16 protein-coding genes are annotated in these 22,792 nt (G+C 41.0%); 2 read left to right on the top strand and 14 right to left on the bottom strand.

Going from position 1 to position 22,792, the window contains the following annotated elements; translation table 11 throughout:
- Positions 1-150 precede the first annotated feature (150 nt).
- Entirely contained in the window at positions 151-1,869 is a 1,719-nt protein-coding gene (locus GBI16_RS14285) for a flotillin family protein (RefSeq protein ID WP_086208072.1), read from the top strand.
- A 280-nt stretch (positions 1,870-2,149) separates the two neighbouring features.
- Here the strand turns inward: GBI16_RS14285 and GBI16_RS14280 are convergent, their stop codons facing one another.
- A complete protein-coding gene (locus GBI16_RS14280; protein ID WP_151707303.1) occupies positions 2,150-2,581 on the bottom strand; it encodes a hypothetical protein in 432 nt (143 codons plus the stop codon).
- A 483-nt stretch (positions 2,582-3,064) separates the two neighbouring features.
- On the opposite strand from GBI16_RS14280, the gene pgaB (GBI16_RS14275) reads away from it, so the two are divergent.
- Positions 3,065-4,303 (top strand): poly-beta-1,6-N-acetyl-D-glucosamine N-deacetylase PgaB, encoded by a 1,239-nt coding sequence (gene pgaB, locus GBI16_RS14275; RefSeq protein WP_151707302.1) that lies wholly within the window; start codon positions 3,065-3,067, stop codon positions 4,301-4,303.
- On the opposite strand, the gene pgaD is transcribed toward pgaB (GBI16_RS14275), so the two are convergent.
- The 13 genes from pgaD to sdhC form a co-directional block, all read right to left on the bottom strand.
- A complete protein-coding gene (pgaD, locus tag GBI16_RS14270; protein WP_086208074.1) occupies positions 4,203-4,763 on the bottom strand; it encodes a poly-beta-1,6-N-acetyl-D-glucosamine biosynthesis protein PgaD in 561 nt (186 codons plus the stop codon). The genes pgaB (GBI16_RS14275) and pgaD overlap by 101 nt on opposite strands.
- Positions 4,750-6,024 carry a poly-beta-1,6-N-acetyl-D-glucosamine synthase gene (gene pgaC, locus GBI16_RS14265; RefSeq protein ID WP_086208075.1) on the bottom strand — a complete coding sequence of 425 codons (1,275 nt, stop codon included), beginning with the start codon at positions 6,022-6,024 and terminating at the stop codon, positions 4,750-4,752. The genes pgaD and pgaC overlap by 14 nt, the downstream gene beginning before the upstream one ends.
- Entirely contained in the window at positions 6,024-7,859 is a 1,836-nt protein-coding gene (gene pgaB / locus GBI16_RS14260; protein ID WP_119063150.1) for a poly-beta-1,6-N-acetyl-D-glucosamine N-deacetylase PgaB, read from the bottom strand. The genes pgaC and pgaB (GBI16_RS14260) overlap by 1 nt, the downstream gene beginning before the upstream one ends.
- Positions 7,859-10,312 (bottom strand): poly-beta-1,6 N-acetyl-D-glucosamine export porin PgaA, encoded by a 2,454-nt coding sequence (pgaA, locus tag GBI16_RS14255; protein ID WP_086208077.1) that lies wholly within the window; start codon positions 10,310-10,312, stop codon positions 7,859-7,861. Before pgaA ends, pgaB (GBI16_RS14260) begins: the two co-directional genes overlap by 1 nt.
- A gap of 213 nt (positions 10,313-10,525) precedes the next feature.
- The gene (sucD, locus tag GBI16_RS14250) at positions 10,526-11,416 is read right to left on the bottom strand and encodes a succinate--CoA ligase subunit alpha (protein ID WP_086208078.1); all 891 of its coding nucleotides are present in this window, start codon (positions 11,414-11,416) and stop codon (positions 10,526-10,528) included.
- An 11-nt stretch (positions 11,417-11,427) separates the two neighbouring features.
- Entirely contained in the window at positions 11,428-12,594 is a 1,167-nt protein-coding gene (gene sucC / locus GBI16_RS14245; RefSeq protein WP_110974368.1) for an ADP-forming succinate--CoA ligase subunit beta, read from the bottom strand.
- 176 nt (positions 12,595-12,770) lie between these two features.
- Positions 12,771-14,207, bottom strand: coding sequence for a dihydrolipoyl dehydrogenase (gene lpdA, locus GBI16_RS14240; RefSeq protein ID WP_086208080.1), 1,437 nt, complete (start codon positions 14,205-14,207; stop codon positions 12,771-12,773).
- A gap of 58 nt (positions 14,208-14,265) precedes the next feature.
- Positions 14,266-15,480 (bottom strand): 2-oxoglutarate dehydrogenase complex dihydrolipoyllysine-residue succinyltransferase, encoded by a 1,215-nt coding sequence (gene odhB / locus GBI16_RS14235; protein WP_086208081.1) that lies wholly within the window; start codon positions 15,478-15,480, stop codon positions 14,266-14,268.
- Between the two features lie 16 nt (positions 15,481-15,496).
- Positions 15,497-18,319 (bottom strand): 2-oxoglutarate dehydrogenase E1 component, encoded by a 2,823-nt coding sequence (locus GBI16_RS14230; RefSeq protein WP_086208254.1) that lies wholly within the window; start codon positions 18,317-18,319, stop codon positions 15,497-15,499.
- A gap of 803 nt (positions 18,320-19,122) precedes the next feature.
- Entirely contained in the window at positions 19,123-19,833 is a 711-nt protein-coding gene (locus GBI16_RS14225) for a succinate dehydrogenase iron-sulfur subunit (RefSeq protein WP_086208082.1), read from the bottom strand.
- Positions 19,834-19,847: 14 nt separating this feature from the next.
- Positions 19,848-21,746 carry a succinate dehydrogenase flavoprotein subunit gene (sdhA, locus tag GBI16_RS14220; RefSeq protein ID WP_086208083.1) on the bottom strand — a complete coding sequence of 633 codons (1,899 nt, stop codon included), beginning with the start codon at positions 21,744-21,746 and terminating at the stop codon, positions 19,848-19,850.
- Positions 21,747-21,758: 12 nt separating this feature from the next.
- Complete coding sequence (sdhD, locus tag GBI16_RS14215) at positions 21,759-22,124, bottom strand: succinate dehydrogenase, hydrophobic membrane anchor protein (protein ID WP_086208084.1); 366 nt, start codon at positions 22,122-22,124, stop codon at positions 21,759-21,761.
- Positions 22,124-22,522, bottom strand: coding sequence for a succinate dehydrogenase, cytochrome b556 subunit (sdhC, locus tag GBI16_RS14210; RefSeq protein WP_086208085.1), 399 nt, complete (start codon positions 22,520-22,522; stop codon positions 22,124-22,126). The genes sdhD and sdhC overlap by 1 nt, the downstream gene beginning before the upstream one ends.
- Between the last annotated feature and the right edge of the window lie 270 nt (positions 22,523-22,792).

Raw genomic sequence — 22,792 nt, 5'->3', positions numbered from 1 at the left:
TTCTTGGGTAAGATGAGTATAGTTCATGATGCAACTTTGACTTTGGTCGGTCGGAAGCAAAATGCTAGCTCATCTTGCTTCTTTCCAATAATTTAATCTCTGTTGCACTTCATTTGAGAATCTAAGACTTTAAATAAAATCGAGATCATTATGCTCACAAACAATCTCTATAACATTCTTATTCTTGCAGGGATTATCTTTGCTGCCCTCGTCATTATCGGCATTATTATTGCCCGTTTATACCGTCGTTCAAGCAAAGAAATTTCTTTTGTTCGTACTGGTTTTGGTGGTGAAAAAGTCATTTTAGGTGGGGGTGCAATTGTACTACCAGTCCTGCATGAAATTATCCCTGTCAATATGAATACCCTGCGCTTAGAAGTTCGTCGTGCCGATGACCAAGCACTAATTACTCGTGACCGTATGCGCGTCGACGTGATGGCAGAATTCTATGTTCGTGTAAAGCCTATGGCTGAGTCGATTGCAATTGCCGCGCAAACCTTGGGTCAAAAAACTATGTCGCCGAATGAGTTAAAAAACTTAGTCGAAGGTAAATTTGTGGACTCACTGCGTGCCGTTGCCGCAGAAATGGCGATGGAAGAGTTACATGAAAAACGTGTAGATTTCGTGCAAAAAGTACAACAAGTGGTGTCTGAAGACTTGCATAAAAACGGCTTAGAACTTGAAACTGTGTCTTTAACAGGTCTAGACCAAACAGGCTTTAAATATTTTAACCCGCAAAATGCCTTCGATGCTGAGGGTTTAACCAAGCTAACTGAAACCATTGAAGACCGCCGTCGTAAACGAAATCACATCGAGCAAGATGCTGACCTTGCCATTAAAACCAAAAACCTAGAAGCAGAACAAGCACGTTTGCAGATCTTACGCGAAGAAGAATACGCAAAACTACAACAAGAACGTGAAATTGCGGTTCGTCGTGCAGAACAACTAGCCGAGATTGCTTCTCAAGAAGCTGTGAAAAAACGTGAAGCAGAAGAGGCACGTATTGCAGCTGAACGTGAAGTTGAACTAAAACGCATCAGTGCTGCACGAGATGTAGAAAGTCAAAATATTCAAAAATCACAAATTATTGAACAAGCTCAGGTTGAACAGAAAAAAACTATTGAACTTGCAGAACAGTCTCGTGCCATTGCAATTGCTGAAAAATCGCGTGAAGAATCCGAAGCCAAAGCCTCTGCTGACCGTGCTCGTGCTGAAGCGGTTAAAGCTGAAGAAGAAGTGATTACAGTCCGTGAAACACAACGTGCTGAGCGTCAAAAAGCTGTTGAATTGGTCGCTGCAAAACAAGCCGCTGAGAAAGATGCAATTGCGATTACCGTGGCTGCTGAAGCAGGTAAACAAGCCGCTGCAGATGATGCCGAAGCAGTTCGTATTGCAGCAGAAGCTCAAGCCGAGCAAGCTCGCTTAAAAGCTAAAGGTGAATCAGATGCCAAAATTCTTTTAGCACAGGCGATGGAAAAACAATACCAAGTCGATGCCGATGGTACACGTGCAGTGAATGAAGCCAACAATGTACTGTCCCCTGAACAGGTGGAAATGCAAATTCGTTTGGCGCTATTGAAATACTTACCAGAAATCATTCGTGAAAGCGTTAAACCAATGGAAAACATTGATGACATTAAGATTTTACAAGTCAATGGCTTAGGAAATGTAGGCGCAGTATCATCAACATCCGCAGATGGCACAGAACAATCCTCTGTAGCACTGTCCGATCAGGTGGTAAACAGTGCCCTACGCTATCGCACTCAAGCACCTTTGATTGATAGTTTAATGAATGAACTAGGGATTCAAGGCGGTGACATTAATGGCTTAACCCAAAGTTTAAAACCACAAAATGTAAAAAGTGCATAAATTTTCATATCTAAAAAACGCGACGATGGGTCGCGTTTTTTATTCCGTTATCACAGCTTTATCGCTTAAAAGTGGAAAACAGACATTTTAAAAAATCCACTAAACATCTGATTTAAATTCCAAACTGCCCTCATCCCTACTGAAATTAAAGCACTGTTTGGCCGAAACCTAACATCATATTTTTGATGTTTAAAGTCTCCTATACGGATCCTATGCAAGCATTCTTATTGAGAATATGCTGAACCCTATTTGAGCTACACTCTGTATTCACACGCAATCTTTAAAACAGTCGCACCCAAAAAATCCGTATCAACTGCCCACGATTATAAGGAAAACTTGAAAGGTACTCATATCCAATTTTATTTCTTTTGTTAACCTTAATTTCAACACCATAACCAAATGAAATGCCAAGCGCATCCAAATCAGAACTATGAAACTCTCCAGTCCCTAATTTATGGCTCAAACTATCTACATTGTAGGCTGTATAGTTAAATACTCGGATATACTCATTCTCATAAAAATCATTATTCATCAGTGTATAATTTTTTTCTTCTTCTTCATGTTGTTCCGCTAAGTCCTGATAATGATGAAAGATTTCATCGCCCATAAACTCAACCAAATAGACATCTTCATTTTCAGCATAGGCCGTATTAATCGGTAACCATAACAACAATAAAAAACGACTAAAGCACAAATGAATGGAATTCAACATCTGTAATACTGTTCTACGAAAAATTAGTATATAAATAAAGAATATAACACAGCCATTCAATAAAATAGCGATCGCAAGCAATACGACATATCCATGACATTGGCTTTAGCTGCAATCCTCACTGTTTTTGTTCAACAGCTTTAGCAGCTTATGGCCATACAATAGATTTCTTGCATCAGTCATTTTTTGAGCTGTATTGAAATCACAATGAAAGTTCCTTCTCCTTTGTAAAGGAAAGGGCTAGAGAGAGGATTTATAGGAGGAATCCGCCCTCATTCTAAGCATTTCAACAAGAGAGAAGTGATGTTCAACACTTATTTTATTGCCAATGAATGATCATTCTTTGACTTTTACAAGAGTTCTAATGCCTTGCGGTTTAATCTACCTACAAATTTAAGCTCACACAAGCATACATAAAAACGCCCCTCACGCTTGGCTTTTCGATTACAGTATTTATTCATACTCTGTTTTTCATGAAACACCATGGTTTATTTTTTAAAGCATAAAAAACTGAACATATTACTCACCTGTATAACCACACTGCCCCTGTTTGCATGTAATGTTATACATCAACCAACACCTCCCGTTCTGATCAAAAATCATCCAATAGATACCATTGTTGCGGAGTATCAAGCACAAAATATTCAACTTTCTACCGCAACAAAAATTGATCAGATGCGCATTATGCATATTGATCTAGACTATGTTTTCGACCCCAATAAAAAACAGCAACGGCAAAATATTCAAACCCTAATTTCTCGCATTCAACAGATTCAGCCGAATACCATTTTTCTACAAGCTTTTGCCGACCCAGATGCTAATGGTTCAGCAGACCAAGTTTATTTTGAAAATAGACATATTCCAATGCGTGATAATTTATTCCCGCAAGTTTTGCGCGAAATTCGACAACAAACTCAGGTAAAGCAAGTCTATGCATGGCTTCCTCTCATCGCATGGGAATTTCCTCGACAAGACCAATTACAATATGTGGAAAACAGTCAAAAAGTTTCAAATGCTTATATTCGTATCAGCCCCTTTGAGCCTAAGAATATAAAATTGGTTACTGAGATATTCAATGATTTTATAAGCAGAAATAAAGTCGACGGCATTTTGTACCATGACGACATAACCCTTAATGATCATGAAGATGTATCTATCGTAGCCGAAAAAATGTATGGAGCATGGGGATTTAAAGATCTATCTATGCTCCGTGATCCAAAGCACCCTGAACAGTTTAAATTTGCACAGTATAAAACTGCTTATTTGGACCAGTTTGCAGCGGGCTTAAGCCAAGTTTTAAGAAAACAGCAGCCGAATTTACTCACTGCTCGTAACATGTATGCACCAGTTGTGCTCAATCCAAAGAGTGAACAGTGGTTTAGTCAATCCCAAGCCAGTACCCTAGCCTATTATGACTATAATGCAATTATGGCGATGCCTTATATGGAGGATAGTCCGAATCATCGTCAATTTTACTTGGACCTGATTGCTCAGGCCAAAAAATACGACCCAAACTTGGATCGTACTATTTTTGAACTTCAAGCCATCAACTGGAAAAATAATCAGAAAATTTCCAGCTCTGAGCTCGCTGAAACCATGCAGTTACTTAAACAACACGGCGTTAAGCATTTTGGTTATTATCCAGATGATTTTGTACAACAACATCCACACGCAGCGGCTTTGAATCCAGTGTTTTCGCCTGATCATTTAGATCATAAGTAGTCAGTTCACCATCCTCACTGTAGTGTAAGGTAATGTTGTCTGCATATTGCAAACGTTTAATATCTGTCGTGCTGACACGAAAACTATGCGCAAGTTCAGATGGCATGACATTGCTCGGAAATAAGCGCTTTTCATTATTATGAAACCGATACCAATTATAACTCGCCCAAATAAACAGACACAGAATGAAAAACGTAATCAACCCTGTTAAATGAAACAGATTCAAGGGCTTCCGTGGCATTTCTGCCACAATCAATTGCTCATAAACCAAGCTTCCTTCAAATAACCAAAACAGAACTGTGAGTAATGGTAAAAACAACCACATCCACGTGATCCATCCAAGCGCCAACAGACTATAACCTGCTGTTTTATTTCGAACATATTCTGGTCGGTCTATATAGCTAGGGATGTCTAGTAAGTTTTCATCAGTAATTATTTTAAAGTTTTCAGTTTTTTGCATCTTTGGTCTCTCCTCTAAAACCACGGTCTGGACTCACCCATCGAGCACGCTTTTGCGTTTTCAATAAGGTTTTCGGTACAGAAACGACTGTTGTCATCATGGTTAACAGCCAAAAGAACAGTGGATACCAAATCACCCAAAAATAATTTCTCAAAATACGACCACGATCATATCGGTTATCAATCATCAAACTGACAAAGAACTGAATAAGGCAGGTAACCCCTAAAATTACCCCATACCACTGCGGGATAAAGGACTGAATCGCCCACTCACCAGGTAATGGAAAAAACAAACCGTAGAGATATAAAATAATGATACCGAACATCACATAGGCCCAGAGAATACTGATCATAGACTCAATCGCGACTGGCCACATACGGCGTAAACGCCAGTTAAACATTTGTTTGCTATAGGCCAATAAGACCTCTATTCCACCTTGCGCCCAACGTAAACGTTGCTTCCATAAGCCGATAAAGGTCTCTGGCATATAAATATAGCCGAGTGCATTTGGCACATAGTGCAGATCCCAATGGTCAAATTGCAAACGCCATGACACATCAATATCTTCAGTAATCATGTCGTCACGCCAGTATCCAATACGATCCAAAGCAGTTTTACGGAATCCGACCAATACCCCAGACACTGTAAAGATCCGACCATAAGTCCGTTGTGAACGTTTAATGAGACCAATAATAGATGAGAACTCACCGACCTGAATTTTGCCTAAAATACTTGAACGGTTGATAATTCGAGGGTTCCCCGTCACAGCCCCCACACGTGGAAATCGTGTTAAATGGTGCATCATCCATAGCACAGCATGTGGGTGCAATAAAGCGTCACCATCTATACAAATCAGATATTCATGCTGACTGACCATAGCTCCCGCTTTTAGTGCATAAGCTTTTCCTTGGTTTTCAGCCAGATGCACCACACGTAAACGTGAGTAGGTTTGCTGTAACTCATCTAGAATTTCAGCGGTTTTATCGCTACTGCCATCATTAATCGCAATCACTTCAAAGTCAGGATATTGCGTTTGCATGGCGTATTTAATGGTTTCTCGAACTTGATCTTCTTCATTGAAACAAGGAATCAAAATACTACAGGCATGCTCACTTGGTTGTGGAACATCATTCTCCCGATATTCACGTTTTAAATAGAACCATATTCCGCCTGCAATCCATAGCCAAGCCATAAAGAGTGGATATAAAAATGCAAAACCAAAATAGTAGTCGCTAAATCTTAAATTAAATAACCATTGCATTATTTTTTCTCCAAAACTTTTTGAGTAAATGGATCGCGGTAATTCAATGGGCTGCTATTTAAACTCAGCTCAGGGTAAAAATTTTGATGAATCACCTTCGCAAGATTAAAGCTGTAATTATTTACACCTACTTTTTGAATCGCTAAACTTCTCAGTTGTTGATAACTCTTTTTGAGCTGTTTTACCTGTTGGGTGCTAAGCGGAGTTGGGACATTAAAGCTCGCAATCAAATACTGCTGCTCTTTTTCATTCAAAGTTTTAAGTTGTTTAACAAAGGCATTAAATACCTCTGGTTGTTGGATAGGATCTAACTCAACATAAAGAAAATCTGCATACTCTAAGGTATAGTCTAATAAAGGCTTTAAACCGTCTAACTGGGTTTGTTCTAAATTAACTTTCAGCGCTGTTTGGTAATTATTACTGATATTGGCATAGTACTTTGCCTGCTCCTTGGTTCGCTCTTTGATTTTGAAGACGCGATTTACTTGAGCTTCGCAATTAGGAGTCCATTTTTGCTGACCAATCGCGCAGTCTAGCATCGAACCCGTATCCAACATTAACCCTTCAATCGAGCTATTATTCTTTACCAAGTCAGCCGTCAACATCGCAAGGTCTACATTCTGTTCAGTTTCCAAGCTGATTGGGAGCTCGGCATAAACACGGTTAGCAATACGTGTTCGTGACTGCCATACCACACGATTCAGCATATCTTGCTGCATTTTCAACTGCCGATTGGGGAAATATGCAGCATCAATTTTTCCATCACCGTTGCTATCTGACACGGCTTTAAGAATCAAGGTATTGGTTTTTAAACCGTCGACACGATCCAATAACTGTCCGAGTTTCTGATTAAACTGCTCATTATCGGCCGATTGCATTTCTGCTAAATCAAAACGCAAAAAACTCTTCCGCTGCTTATAAGGTGCTCGGACATAATTCAAAAACTCCAACATTTCCTGATTAATCATTTCAGGTGTTGGGTTATCCATAATCAAAGCACGTTGATATGTTTTTACCGAGTCTGCCAGGGGTGCAACACTACCTAAACTAAAAGACATCGGTAAGCCTGCTTTAGCTGCCAATTCTTCACTTTCCGCAGTGACTGCACCATAAGGCCAGAAAATAGCGCGACTATTTATAGCCAGCTCACGATCTAATACCTGTTTTGATTTTTTTAAGTCGGCAACCACTCGACTGCGATATTCAGCCTCTGTTTCATAAGTTTTTTGTTTTTCAAAATATTGACGAGTAATTGCTGCTGGTTCCATATTTTGTTGTGGGTTCGCCAAAATGCCACGGTGTAAATTATCAGAGTGAGATACAAATTCAGCATAACCTGATGCAGCCATTTCACGCATTTGTGGCCATGTCATTAAGTTGCCTACACCGTATGCCTCATAGGCATCTTTGGTATTACCATTAATCCAGCTGGTTGGTATTGCAAATACTGCTGGCGTTTTATACTGCTTTAACAGTGGAAAAACCCGGTTATAACTACTCAATGCCCCATCATCAAAAGTTAATAGTAAAGCCTTGTTAGGTAATATTTTTTTCCCCTGCCTTGCCAGCCAAATATCTTCTAGACGAATCGGCTGCCATCCTTCACGCTGTATCCATTCTAGATACTGCGCCAAATTTTTGGTGCTAATCGCGTACACATCACGATCACCACTTTTTGCAACATCATCCCGTACATCATGAAAAGTTAAAGTCACAAACTGATTATCTTGTAATTTAATTTGTTTAGGTTTTTGCAATTCTGCATATGAAAGGTTTGGAACAACAAGTGTTCCCGTTAAACTCATTGCGATTAATATATTGATGAATTTTTTCATTAGAAGCGCCCCTCAAAGCCAATCACCCCATAAGTACGTTTCTCAGAATCACCATCATAAGGATGGATTCCCCAACCTATGCCGTAATTGAGCTTCCATGTTCTCGACAGTTGCCAATCATGTTGGTAATAAATGTTATAAATTGCTTCTGCCGAATAGTCTTTTTGCTTATACGTCCCTACACTTGCTTCAAAGTGCTGACTAAAATGGCGATCATAATGACGCCATGTCATCCACTCATGCTCTAAGCCGACTTCTAAACTGTAATTCGACTCAGGATTAAAATAATCCACGCGGACATCATCATTTTGACCGTAATAGCCCCGTAAAATGGCTTGCGTAATATGATGTGGTGCTTGATAAATCTGTTGCCTAAAATAGGCAGCCACTTCTTGGCGCGTATTGTTATCATCAATATCCGTCAGTTGATAAGTTGCCCCTGCCTTACGAGACTCATTCTGCTGCCAGTCAAAACCCAAGCTGTAAGACTGTCCTTCATCACCATTGCGTATAGCTTGTAAGGGAATATCGGCTTGGCTGTTATAAGCCAAATGATAGTTCCAATGATCATTCAACCACTGTGACCATTGTAGTTCAGCACCTAGACGATCTCCGTTTGTAGTCTGCGATAATGCAATACTTGCTGATTTTCGTTTTGATGCCCATTCAAGTCCAAGTCCAATCCGATTATCTTTCACCTTGCCGTCATCAAACTCAGACCAACGATAGTCCTGCATGGCATAAGCACGATAGTTATCATAAAACCAAGGGCTATTCAGACGCGTTTGATGCTCGCGCTCACGCGAACCTTTTAACTGCCCAAGCAAGTCACGACTGTCAGATTTGCTTTTTGAAAGCATACTTTGGTGCTGAATAGTTGGTCGATTACGGTCATTCAACTCTTTCTGGCTAAGTCGAACCCCTGTATCTAAAGGTGAGCGTTGCATTAAATCTGCATTCTGAGCACGCCAAGCCTGAATATTTCCAAGAGCTTGGTTATTTTGCATATGGTTAATACGCGTTGCCTGATCAATCGGCTCTACCCCTTGTAGTTGGGATAAGTTACTTTCAGATAGTTTTGGTTTTTCTCGCCAACGCTGAATTAAAGCAAGATTGTTTTGATAACTCACATTATTAGGTGCTTGTGCCACCAACTGCTCAAAATAATGTTCAGCTTTGGCATGTTCATTACGATAGGCATAGTTCAGACCTTTTAAACCCAAATATTCAAAACGGTCATCGTGTGTTGTTCTATTTACACCTTTTGCATTGCTGTATTTAAAAGTCGGTAATAAATGATCCATCTGAACAATCAACTGATCAGCTTGCTTAAACTTTTCTTGTTCAATCAGAGAATAATACAAACCTGCATAGACGTCGTAATTAGGATAATTTTTTTCTAATAGTAAACTGCGATAATACACTTCCGCTTGCTTAGGCTGACGCAATCTCAAATAACTGTCTGCCGCAGCATGACGTACATAAGCAGGCATATCCGCAATTGGCAAATTCACTTTTTTTAATTCAGCTAAAACCTCATGAGATGCTTGTCGTGCATTTAAAGCATAGCTGTAGTCATAATAAAACTTGCGACGAAGCGCCTGATCTTCGGGTAACTCAGTTTCATAACGCTGCATTGCCGCAATCACTTGATCAAGCTTGTTATAGGCTTGCATACCTTGATCACGATAGGTCAACATACGCTGGGACTGAATTGCATTTTGGATACGTTGAGAAAACTCATTAAGCTTTACACTATGACGTAAGTTTGGACGTAATTCATTTAAACCATGACTTTGAATATATTCCTCAGCTTCAACATAAGCACTATTCACCATCAGGGCTAAAACATATTGCTCTTGTAGATCAGGATTGACCTGTTGGTTCAGTGCTGCCTCTGAGCTTTCCAATGCTTCAATCGGCATACTCAGAACGCGGTAGGCATATGACATTTGTGCTAAATAGTCAGGGCTGAGTTGTTCTGTTTTGACTTGTGCCAGTAATTTTTTTGCTTGAACCGTTTGTCCAGCCTCTGCATTTAATACAACTTGCCACACTAACCATTGCTGTTGTTTACTCTGTTGGTAAAACATTTCAGCCCAGTTTGCAGCGGTATTGAACTGTCTTAAATCGCGCTGAGCCTTCACAACACTTAACCATGCATATTCAGGAAAACGTTGAACACTAATATCTTGTAAATGGGCTAGATCTGATGCAGTTACTTTCTGATGCGCATAGGCACTGACCATATAATCTGCAATGAGCTTTTGATTTTGTGGTTGTTGTGCCAATAAAGCCCTTAACCGTTCGAGACCTTGATCAACTTGACCTGATCGAATCAAAACAACACTCTCTTCTCGGAGTTGATCAATGTTATCTGCTGCTTGCAAAAGTGTTACAGGGCAAGTGCTAGCTAAAATACAAATCATCCATATTGGCTTTTTATAATTCATATACTTTTCACACTATGTAAATAAAGATCACCACATAATTAAATTATGTGACTTCAATCACATTGTATTTTCGTAGTAAGTGAAATCCAACCAATTTTCGTCATGAAAAATGTAAGAAAAACGGAGATTTTTTACGGGACTCTATTAGATATGTCTATGAAATAATAAAAAAATCCCCAATTTTGGGGATTCTCTAAAGCTTTAAGTCTGTGCTTAAGCCAAACCTTTCTCTTTAAGTACTTGTAACATTGTAGAGCCTAATTCTGCGGGACTACGCGTGTAAGCCATTCCTGCTTTTTCAAATGCCGCGAATTTTTCTTCAGCAGTCCCTTTACCACCCGAAATAATTGCTCCAGCATGTCCCATACGTTTGCCCTTCGGCGCTGTTACACCTGCGATATAACCAACGACAGGTTTAGTCACATGAGACTGAATATATTCAGCTGCTTCTTCTTCAGCAGTACCACCAATCTCACCAATCATAATGATCGCTTCAGTTTGCGGATCGTCTTGGAACAGTTTCAAACAATCAATTTGGTTCATGCCTGGAATTGGATCACCACCAATACCGATACAAGTTGATTGCCCTAAACCAAGTTTCGTCGTTTGTGCAACCGCTTCATAGGTCAAGGTACCAGAACGTGAGATAATTCCAATCTTACCGGGTTGGTGAATATGACCTGGCATAATCCCGATTTTACATTCACCTGGTGTGATAATGCCTGGACAGTTTGGACCAATCAAACGCGTACCATTACCATTGGTTTCAAGATAACGCTTAGCTTTGAGCATATCTAAAGTCGGTACACCTTCGGTAATCACCACAATCAGTCCAACACCTGAGTCCACTGCTTCAATAATTGAATCCAAGACAAAAGGAGCTGGGACATAAATCACAGTTGCATCTGCACCTGTACCAGCAACTGCATCTTTCATCGTGTTAAATACAGGTAAATCAAGGTGCGTTGTGCCACCTTTACCAGGTGTTACGCCACCAACAACTTTTGTTCCATAATCCAGCGCTTGTGCTGAGTGAAAAGTACCATTTTTACCTGTAAAACCTTGTACCAATACTTTGGTGTCTTTATTAATTAATACGCTCATATTGATACTCCTTACGCTTTTACTGCAGCAACGATTTTTTCTGCGGCATCTGACAAACCATTTGCAGAAATAAGTTTTAAACCTGATTCATCAAGTAATTTGGCACCCAATTCAGCATTGTTCCCTTCTAAACGAACAACCACAGGCACAGTTACATTTACTTCTTGAACCGCTGCAATAATCGCTTCAGCAATCATGTCACAACGTACAATTCCACCGAAGATATTAATCAACACCCCTTGCACAGAGGTATCTGCCAAAATAATTTTAAACGCTTCAATGACACGGTCTTTGGTTGCACCACCACCCACATCTAGGAAGTTCGCAGGTTGCCCCCCGTAAAGTTTAATAATGTCCATAGTGGCCATCGCAAGGCCTGCACCATTGACCATACACCCAATGTTGCCTTCAAGTGCAACGTAGTTCAGGTCAAATTCAGATGCTTTTAACTCACGTTCATTTTCCTGCGATTTATCTCGTAGCGCCGCAATTTCAGGCAAACGATATAAAGCATTTGAGTCAATTCCAACTTTGGCATCTACACATAAAATATCGCCATTTTCACGTACTGAAAGTGGGTTAATTTCAAAAAGAGCAAAGTCATTTTCAATGAAGGCTTGATATGCCGCAGACATCACTTTGACGAATTGATTTACTTGTCCATCCTTCAAATTCAACTTAAATGCAACTTCACGTGCTTGGAAAGGCTGTAAGCCAACCAAAGGATCAACTTCTACTTTGATAATTTTTTCTGGGGTTTCTTCTGCAACTTTTTCAATTTCAACACCACCTTCAGTCGATGCCATAAAAGTCACACGACGGCTTGAGCGGTCAACCACAGCGCCTAAATACAGTTCACGCTCTACAGGATAAACATCTTCCGCGACAAGCACACTGTTGACAGGTTGACCATGGCTATCTGTTTGATAGGTAACAAGGTTGGTCCCGATGATGCTCTTTGCATATTCTGCAGCTTCTGTTGCTGACTTAACAACTTTTACACCACCTGCCTTACCACGGCCGCCTGCATGCACTTGTGCTTTCATTACAGCAAACTTGCCGCCCATTTGTTCAAAGGCTTGAACTGCTTCTTGTGGAGTGGTTGCAAGTACGCCTTCTTGGACTGGCATACCATACTTTTTCAATAGCGCTTTAGCTTGATATTCATGTAAATTCATCGACTAACCTTTTTATTACTACTTATTTACTTTTTGTTGCACCGAAGCTGTTTACTATCACAGTAAACATTTTGGATTTTTTAAAAAACTTCTTCTCTTTATTTTTAGATGATTCTGCAAAATAAGACAACCACCTGAAACAAAAAAGAGCGACCGTAGTCGCTCTTTTTTTTATCTTATTTGCGTTTACGCTGAATTGCGTGAATCGCTCGACCATCCACTGCTAGTGCAGCTTCATGAACCACTTCTGAATAAGTAGGATGACCAAAAGTCATCAATTGTAAATCTTCAACAGAAGATACAAACTCAAGTGCAATCATACCTTGGTGAACAATATCAGAAGCACCTGGGCCAATGATATGCATACCTAATAGACGGTCAGTTTTTGCATCTGCAACAAACTTCACAAAACCAGCAGATTCATTCGCAGCTAAAGCACGACCATTTACAGCAAATGGGAATTGTCCAGTTTTAACTTCGTGACCTTTTTCTTTGGCTTGTTCTTCAGTCAAACCAACCCACGCCGCTTCAGGGTGAGTATAAATCACAGAAATGATGGTGTCATAGTTTACTTGAGCAGCATGACCATGCATACGCTCAACCGCCATTACACCCTCTTCCATTGCTTTATGCGCAAGCATTGGACCACGGACTAAGTCACCAATTGCATATACGCCGTCAACAGACGTTGCACACCAATCATTTACTTCAACTAGACCACGCTCAGTCAACTTAATACCTGAGTCTTCAGCCAATAAACCTTCAGCATAAGCTTTACGACCTACACAAACGATTAACTTATCGAAAGTTTCAGTTTTGTCTTCACCCGCTTGGTTGTATTGAACAGTCACTTCACGACCGTTGATTTCAGTACCAGCAACTTTTGCACCGATACGGATATCTAAACCTTGTTTAGTCAAAAGCTTTTGGTAGTCTTTTGCCAACGCTTTATCAGCCATTGGTAAGAATGCATCCATTGCTTCAAATACAACAACTTCAGAACCTAGGCGACGCCACACTGAACCAAGTTCAAGGCCAATAACACCTGCCCCAATGACACCAAGACGTTTAGGAACTTCTTGGAATTCTAATGCGCCCGTTGAATCTACGATAAGATCTTCATCAACTTTAGCCACTGGAATATTTACAGGAACTGAACCCGTTGCCAAAATGACAAATTTAGGTTCCAAAACTTGTACTTCACCGCCATCTAATGGTGCGAATTCAACTTTTTTACCTGCAAGTAATTTACCAGTACCTTGCAACCATTCAATACCATTACCTTTCAGTAATTGAGCAACGCCACCTGTCAAGTTATCTACAACTTTATCTTTACGTGCTAAAAGTTTAGCAAGGTCAAGTTGTACATTCTCAACTGTGATGCCATGAACGTCTAAGCCATGGAGTGTATCTTCATAATGATGTGAAGAATCAAGCAATGCTTTAGAAGGGATACAACCCACATTTAAGCAAGTACCACCTAAAGATGGTTTACCTTTGTGTACACGTTTTTCGATACACGCAACTTTGAAACCAAGCTGCGCAGCACGAATCGCTGCTTCATAACCGCCAGGGCCGCCGCCAATTACAACAAGATCAAATTGTTGAGACATGTTTATCTCCAAAAATGGGCTTAGAGGATCGCCCTAAGCCCATGTTTTATTCTTTAGATTAAAGGTCAAGGATCAATTTAGCTGGTTCTTCTAACAATTCTTTAATTGTTACAAGGAAGCCTACCGCTTCTTTACCATCAATTAGACGGTGGTCATAAGAAAGCGCTAAATACATCATCGGTAAGATTTCTACTTGACCATTGACAGCCATTGGACGCTCTTGGATTTTATGCATACCCAAAATCGCTGTTTGAGGCGTATTTAAGATCGGAGTAGATAATAATGAACCGAATGTACCACCATTGGTAATCGTGAACGTACCGCCAGTCATGTCTTCGATACCCAATTTGCCATCACGCGCTTTATAAGCGTAATCACGGATACCATTTTCAACTTCAGCATAGTTCATACGGTCTGTATCACGAAGCACAGGTACAACTAGACCACGCTCAGAAGATACTGCTACACCGATGTCATAGTAACCATGGTAAACAATGTCATCACCATCAATTGAAGCATTAACCGCTGGATAACGTTTAAGTGCTTCAGTTGCTGCTTTAACAAAGAAAGACATAAAGCCAAGACGAGCACCATGACGCTTTTCAAACGCATCTTTATATTGTGCACGCATTTCCATGATTGGCTTCATGTTCACTTCGTTAAACGTAGTCAACATTGCAGTTTCTTGAGTTGCAGCAAGCAGACGCTCAGCAACACGCTTACGAAGACGTGTCATCGGAACACGCTTCTCAACACGCTCACCCACAGCAACACTTAAAGGCGCTGCAGCTGGAGCTGCTGGTTTAGTTTGATGATTTGCTACATCTTCTTTCGTGATACGACCACCACGGCCTGTACCTGCAACATCTGCTGCTGGAATACCAGACTCAGTCAATGCTTTACGTACTGCTGGTGCTTGATCAGCAACTTGAGCACGTTCAACAACAGGCGCAGCACCTGCTTGAGTTTGTGCAGCAGCAACTTCCACTTTCGCTTCAGACTGAACAGCTTCAGTTTGTGCCGCGCCAGATACAGCACCTTCTTCAAACTCTGCAATCACTTCGTTTGAAAGAACAGTGTCACCTTCAGCTTTAATGATGGATGCAATTGTACCGTCAGCAGGAGCAACAACTTCTAAAACAACTTTGTCAGTTTCAATATCACAAATCACTTCGTCACGTGATACTGCTTCACCTGGTTGTTTGTGCCAAGTTGCAATTGTTCCGTCAGCAACTGACTCTGGGAATACCGGTGCTTTAATTTCGGTTGCCATTACTAAGAATCTCCTGTTATTCAGCTACGATCGCTAAAGCGTCATTTACGAGCTGAGCTTGTTGTTTTGCATGCAAATATGGTGAACCACAAGCCGGTGCAGCAGAAGCTTCACGACCTGCATAACTGATACGTACTGGTTTCGCAGATTTCATTACATCATCATATAGACGCGGTGCAATGAATAACCAAGCGCCCTGGTTCTTCGGCTCTTCTTGGGTCCAAACAATATCTTTCACATTTGGATATTGAGCAAGAACTTCAGCAATACGTTGTTCAGGGTATGGATACAATTGTTCAATACGAACGATTGCAGTGTTATTCAACTCTTGCTCACGACGTTTCTCAAGCAAGTCGTAGTAAACCTTACCACCACAAAGCACTAAACGTGTTACGTCTGCTTTGTTGATGTTGTCGATTTCATCAATCACTGTTTGGAATGTACCGTTTGCAAGTTCACTTAAAGTAGACGTTGCAAGCTTGTGACGAAGCAAAGACTTCGGTGACATGATAATCATAGGCTTACGAATTGGGCGAATCGCTTGACGACGTAAAGCATGGAAAATCTGTGCAGGTGTAGTCGGTGTCATCACTTGCATGTTGTCTTCAGCACATAGCTGTAAGAAACGCTCTAAACGTGCAGATGAGTGCTCTGGACCTTGACCTTCAAAACCATGAGGAAGAAGTAGCGTTAAACCACATACACGCTCCCACTTGGTTTCACCTGATGCGATGAACTGATCAATTACAACCTGTGCACAGTTTGCGAAGTCACCAAATTGTGCTTCCCAAATCACCAAGCTCTTAGGCAGAGTCGTTGCATAACCATACTCAAAACCTAACACCGCCATTTCAGACAATAATGAGTCATAAATCGCTGTACGTGGTTGGTTTTCTTTGATATGGCAAAGCGGAATATAAGTCGAACCATCAACTTGGTTATGCAGTTTTGCATGACGGTGTGAGAAAGTACCACGACCTACGTCTTCACCAGTCAAACGAACCAAATAGCCATCATCTAAAATAGATGCATAAGCCAAAGTTTCCGCAGCACCCCAGTTCAATGGCATTTCACCAGTTTGCATTTTTAAGCGATCATCAATCACTTTTGCAACCTGACGCTGCATCACGAAACCTTCTGGAAGCTCGCGCATTTTGCGACCCAGTTCTTTTAGACGGTCTTCAGAACATGTGGTATCCCATACGTCTGTATAGTCATGTCCTAAGTACGGTGCCCAATCTACAAACATTTTTGTATTTGGCTCAAGTACCAACGCATTGGCAACATGCTTACCTGCTTCTAGATCAGAACGATAGTCTTCTACCATTTGATCTGCTTTAGCACGGTCCAATATGCTTTCTTGAACCAATTGATCTGCATACAATGCACGGGTTGTCGTTTTCTTGTTAATGACTTGATACATCATTGGCTGAGTTGCAGCTGGCTCATCCGCTTCGTTGTGACCACGACGACGGTAACAGAACATATCAATGACAACGTCTTTACGGAAAGTATGACGGAAGTCATGTGCCAATTGCGCAACAAACAATACTGATTCAGGATCATCACCGTTCACATGGAAAATCGGTGCTTGGATCATTTTCGCGATGTCTGTACAGTATTCTGTAGAACGCGCATCACGTGGGTCAGATGTTGTAAAACCAACTTGGTTATTCACCACAATGTGAACCGTACCACCCACTGTATAGCCACGTGTTTGTGACATTTGGAAGGTTTCTTGGTTCACACCTTGACCTGCAAATGCAGCATCACCGTGAACAATGACTGGCAATACATCATCGCCACCAATGTCTTTACGACGAACTTGACGTGCACGTACTGAACCTTCAACCACAGGGCCAACGATTTCTAAGTGCGATGGGTTAAACGCCAATGCCAAGTGAACTTCGCCACCTGGAGTCATTACGTTTGAAGAGAAACCTTGGTGGTACTTCACATCACCAGAACCTTTTTTATGTAAGCTCTTACCTTCGAACTCACCAAATAGGTCTGCTGGGTTTTTACCCATGATGTTTACAAGAAGGTTCAAACGACCACGGTGTGGCATACCAATGACTACTTCTTTACAACCTACAGAACCTGCACGCTGAATCAAAGCATCAACCATTGGAATAAAAGATTCACCACCTTCCACGCCGAAACGTTTTGCGCCGACGTATTTATTACCAAGGAATTTTTCTAGGCCTTCAGCAGCAGTCAAACGTTCTAATACGTGTTTTTTCTGATCTGCTGTAAAATTGAATTGACCACGTGCACCTTCAAGACGTTGTTGAATCCAACGTTTTTCTTTGGTATCAACAATGTGCATGTATTCTGCACCAATCGAAGCACAATACGTCGCTTCCATGGCTTGAACCATTTCACCTAAAGTTGCTTCGTCTTTACCAATCAAAAGATTACCTGTATTGAATACAGTATCAAAATCAGATTGGGTTAAGCCGTGTGCCGCAAGGTCAAGATCAGGTACGATTTCACGTTTTGCCAAACCTAAAGGATCAAGCTTTGCTTTTTGATGACCACGGTTACGGTACGCTGCGATCAGTTGTAGTACGCCAATTTGACGACGTTCATGTTCTGTACTAACAGAACTTTGTACCACTGCTTGAACACGACTTGAATTACGACCTAGTAATAAGAATTGCTCACGTACATTGCTGTGTGGTTGATCACCTTTCGGGTATTTATCGAAGTATGCACGCCAGTCAGCTTCTACTGAGTCTGGTGCAGCCAAGTACTGCTCATAAAGTTCTTCAATATACGCTGCACTATCAGCGGAAAGTTCAGTGTCAAGACGCAATGCGTCAGCAACTTCTTGCATTTGTGGACCCATTTCCTATTGCAAAAACATTTCAGGATGCTTTTTAAGCAACCCCATGATTATTAATGTCAAATTGGTAACATGACATTAGTCCCCATAAGGCGTATGCCATGAGGCGTTATCACTACATTAGAATTACCCAATGTGACAATGAATCATAACGCCCTCAGCGGCATCATCACTCATTCATACCCGGCCAAAACCGAGCAATTTTTTGCAAATCGACTTAGAAAAAATAAAGCCTTACATTATTTTTTCTAAAGCGACTAATCCACTCATTTATACGCGTTCTGGTCCAGCTTAAATGTTGAATTAATGTACATATTTAACACACATTTTTTAAATATAAACGTGTAAAAATTTTAGCATACTCCCTATATTTCAATTGATTTTTTTGACATATACCTTTCATAAATTGGCGAAATACACATATCAAAATTTCATCTAATATATGGTGCTTTAAATAAAAATGAGTTTCAACGTAGACCAAAGTCTACTCTAAAAAACACATACGAAAAGAGAGCACCATCTTTCAATATGCCCTCTCATTTACAAGCCCCATCTTAACACCTTCATAACTTTTTTGCAGACTCATCCTTGCACTTATTTATGACATTTGTTTTAAATCACTGTGCTTTTCACTGATCTGGTGCATTTCCAGTAAAAGTCTCACACCATAAACAAAAATAATGCCAACTTCGGTCTTTTCATAAAAATTTAACGCAATAGAAAAATTTTTAACCAAAAATAAAAAAGCACACCTCATGGGTGTGCTTTTTGTGACCAATATATCAGTCTAAAGATTAACCAGCAGCATCTAAAAGCATGTTACGGATGTGACCGATTGCTTTCGTTGGGTTCAAACCTTTAGGACATACTGATACACAGTTCATGATACCTTTACAACGGAAGAGCGAGAACGGGTCGTCAAGACGAGCCAAACGCTCTTGAGTTGCTGTATCACGAGAGTCGATGATGAAACGGTATGCATTCAACAACGCTGAAGGACCCAAGAACTTGTCTGGGTTCCACCAGAATGATGGACATGATGTTGAACAGCATGCACAAAGAATACATTCATATAAACCATCTAAGTGTTCACGATCTTCAGGAGACTGTAAACGCTCTTTCGGTGGCGCAGGTTGGTTGTTGATCAAGAATGGGTGAATTTTGTTGTACTGATCGTAGAACTGATTCATATCCACAACTAAATCTTTAACTACTGGCAACCCAGGTAAAGGACGAACTGTAATCACTTCTGGTAAATCATTTAGGTTCCAAAGGCACGCTAAACCATTTTTACCATTGATGTTCACACCATCCGAACCACAAATACCTTCACGGCATGAACGACGGAATGTTAATGATTCATCTTGAACTTTTAATGCAAGAAGTGCATCAAGCAACATACGGTGCTTATCAGTCAACTCTAGCTTAAACGTTTGCATGTACGGTGCTTTATCCTTATCAGGATCGTAGCGGTAGATATTAAATGTACGAGTACCTCTACTCATCTTACTTCTCCCAATTAGAATGTACGTGGTTTAGGTGGAATTGCAGCAACCGATAATGGCTTGTAACGTACAGGCTTGTACTCAAGACGGTTATCGCTAGAGAACCACAATGTGTGTTTCATCCACTCATCATCACGACGGCCATACGGGTAAGCTGGGTGATCTGGCGACTCTTCAAAGTCTACAACTGTATGCGCACCACGACACTCTTTACGAGCAGCAGCAGAAATCAATGTCGCTTTTGCCACTTCATACAAGTTTTCAACTTCTAAAGCTTCTACACGTGCAGTGTTAAATACTTTAGATTTGTCTTTTAAGTGAATGTTGCGTACACGCGGCTCGATCGCAAGAATCTGCTTCACACCTTCTTCAAGAAGCGCAGTCGTACGGAATACACCTGCATGGTCTTGAACGATGTCACGAATTGCATCTGCAACTTCTTGAGCATTTTCACCTGATGTTGAGTCATCCAATTTACGGATACGCGCAACAGTTTGCTCAAGTACAGTCGTAGGAAGCGGTTGGTATTCATCACCGTGGTGTTTAGTCACGTAGTCGATGATGTGTTCACCTGCAGCTTTACCAAATACAACCAAGTCAAGTAGTGAGTTCGTACCCAAACGGTTTGCACCATGCACAGATACGCAAGAGCACTCACCAATTGCATAGAAGCCTTTCACAGGCTTGGTAAAGTTACGATCGCCCGCATTAGTTGAATAGATATCGCTATCTTTATCATAATGTGCTGTAAATGCTTCAGTTTCAGAACCTTCAGGCACAACCACCTGACCATGGATATTCGTTGGAATACCACCCATTTGGTAGTGAATTGTTGGTACAACTGGAATTGGCTCTTTCGTGATATCCACGTTCGCGAATTTCTTACCAATCTCAAATACAGATGGAAGACGCTTCATGATCGTTTCAGCACCCAAGTGCGTCATATCAAGCAAGATATAGTCTTTCTTCGGACCACAACCACGACCTTCTTTAATTTCTTGGTCCATCGAACGTGATACGAAGTCACGTGGCGCCAAGTCTTTTAAAGTTGGTGCATAGCGTTCCATGAACGGCTCACCCGCATCGTTACGAAGGATTGCACCCTCACCACGACAACCTTCAGTTAACAATACGCCTGCACCAGCCACACCCGTTGGGTGAAACTGCCAGAATTCCATATCTTGCAATGGAATACCTGCACGAGCCGCCATACCAAGACCATCACCCGTATTGATATAAGCATTGGTAGATGCACGGTAAACACGACCCGCACCACCTGTAGCAAATAATGTTGCTTTGGCTTGGAATACTGCAATTTTACCTGTTTCTTGGTCGATTGCTGTTACACCAAGAACATCACCTGCTTCGTTACGAATCAGATCAAGTGCGATCCATTCAACAAAGAATTGAGTGCCCATTTTCACGTTGCTTTGATAAAGCGTGTGAAGAAGTGCGTGACCTGTACGGTCAGCAGCAGCACAGGCACGTGGCACTGCTTTTTCACCGTAGTTTGCAGAGTGACCACCGAATGGACGTTGGTAAATCGTACCATCTGCGTTACGGTCAAATGGCATACCCAAGTGTTCTAACTCATAAACCACTTGCGGCGCTTCACGCGTCATAAACTCGATTGCGTCTTGGTCGCCTAACCAGTCAGAACCCTTAACAGTGTCGTAGAAGTGGTAGTGCCAGTTATCTTCTTGCATGTTACCAAGAGATGCACCAATACCACCCTGCGCTGCAACAGTGTGCGAACGAGTTGGGAATACTTTAGTTAAAACAGCAACTTTCAAACCAGCTTGAGCAAGTTGGTAAGACGCGCGCATACCAGAACCACCACCACCAACGATGACAGCATCGAAAGTTTCGTGTGGAATATTTGTGTAATCTTCTTTAGGGGTTATAGCGCCCATGATCTCTTCCTATCAATTCGCCCAAAAAATCTGGATTGCCCAGATCGCATATGCAAATACAGCAATAATTACTGCTGAAGTCAGTACAAGGCGTAAACCTGAAGCTGAAGGACCCATTTGGCGAGTAGTCACATAATCCGTGAATACCTGCCACATACCAATCCAAGCATGTGCAACAAGAGATAAGACGGCTAATAAAGATAGGATCTTCATTGGAGCTGTCATCATAAAGCCGTACCACTGTTCATGGCTAAAACCGCCATTGCATAGGATCCAACCTAGAACAACAACTGTATAAACCGCTAATACGACAGCACTTACACGTTGGATAAACCAATCGCGAGAACCTGAACCCGTTAAACCAGTAGCACTTTTCATTAGATAACAATCCATACAAATGCCGCAACGATACCAATTGCAGACAAGATCAATGAAATAGTAGCTGCGATGCGACCACTTTGTAGCTCTTCAGCAAAACCTAGGTCAGCAAGTAAGTGCTTAACACCCGCAATAAAGTGGAAAATTAAGCCGGCTACAAATACCCATACGACAAAACGCACAATGAAGCTATTAAAAATAGCCTGAACTTGAGCAAAACCTTCAGGCGAAGACAAAGACTTGTCTAAGATCCATAAAAGTACCGGTACGAGTAAAAATACGATGACACCTGATAGACGGTGTAAGATTGATGCAATAGCCACAGGGGATTTTAAGTTTACTTCTAAAACTTGACCCATGGACAAATTGACAGGTCTGTTGCTTTTCACAGCGGGCATCCTGTAAGTAAAAACTCCATCCGGAGTTTGTTGGAATTAATTCGAAGGAAAGCTGGCATTGTTCAGCAGCTACTTTAAAACTCTAAATTAAATAGCGTTTGAACTTAAAACGACACTGAATTATAAGACGTGAACTGTCAAAATACAAACAATGCCCTTTGCCTTTTTGCATAAAAATTCTTTAAATAAGAATCATTAACATGTGTAAAAATACCATTCTCAATCTACTTCTATGCTTTTTATTAAGCTATATGATTGGTTTTTATAAAT

Source organism: Acinetobacter sp. TUM15064 (assembly GCF_008980265.1).
Lineage (GTDB): Bacteria > Pseudomonadota > Gammaproteobacteria > Pseudomonadales > Moraxellaceae > Acinetobacter.
Note: the sequence above shows the minus strand (reverse complement) of the source record. Positions and strands in the feature narration are given on the sequence as shown.

Bases quoted from the DNA above. Each gene is read 5' to 3' on its own strand.
- pgaB (WP_151707302.1), top strand. From the start codon at position 3,065: ATGGTTTATTTTTTAAAGCATAAAAAACTGAACATATTACTCACCTGT.
- sdhC (WP_086208085.1), bottom strand. From the start codon at position 22,522: ATGCCCGCTGTGAAAAGCAACAGACCTGTCAATTTGTCCATGGGTCAA.
- sucC (WP_110974368.1), bottom strand. From the start codon at position 12,594: ATGAATTTACATGAATATCAAGCTAAAGCGCTATTGAAAAAGTATGGT.
- GBI16_RS14285 (WP_086208072.1), top strand. From the start codon at position 151: ATGCTCACAAACAATCTCTATAACATTCTTATTCTTGCAGGGATTATC.
- sdhD (WP_086208084.1), bottom strand. From the start codon at position 22,124: ATGAAAAGTGCTACTGGTTTAACGGGTTCAGGTTCTCGCGATTGGTTT.
- GBI16_RS14280 (WP_151707303.1), bottom strand. From the start codon at position 2,581: ATGTTGAATTCCATTCATTTGTGCTTTAGTCGTTTTTTATTGTTGTTA.
- pgaC (WP_086208075.1), bottom strand. From the start codon at position 6,024: ATGCAATGGTTATTTAATTTAAGATTTAGCGACTACTATTTTGGTTTT.
- sdhA (WP_086208083.1), bottom strand. From the start codon at position 21,746: ATGGGCGCTATAACCCCTAAAGAAGATTACACAAATATTCCACACGAA.
- pgaD (WP_086208074.1), bottom strand. From the start codon at position 4,763: ATGCAAAAAACTGAAAACTTTAAAATAATTACTGATGAAAACTTACTA.
- GBI16_RS14225 (WP_086208082.1), bottom strand. From the start codon at position 19,833: ATGAGTAGAGGTACTCGTACATTTAATATCTACCGCTACGATCCTGAT.
- sucD (WP_086208078.1), bottom strand. From the start codon at position 11,416: ATGAGCGTATTAATTAATAAAGACACCAAAGTATTGGTACAAGGTTTT.
- pgaB (WP_119063150.1), bottom strand. From the start codon at position 7,859: ATGAAAAAATTCATCAATATATTAATCGCAATGAGTTTAACGGGAACA.
- odhB (WP_086208081.1), bottom strand. From the start codon at position 15,480: ATGGCAACCGAAATTAAAGCACCGGTATTCCCAGAGTCAGTTGCTGAC.
- lpdA (WP_086208080.1), bottom strand. From the start codon at position 14,207: ATGTCTCAACAATTTGATCTTGTTGTAATTGGCGGCGGCCCTGGCGGT.
- GBI16_RS14230 (WP_086208254.1), bottom strand. From the start codon at position 18,319: ATGCAAGAAGTTGCTGACGCATTGCGTCTTGACACTGAACTTTCCGCT.
- pgaA (WP_086208077.1), bottom strand. From the start codon at position 10,312: ATGAATTATAAAAAGCCAATATGGATGATTTGTATTTTAGCTAGCACT.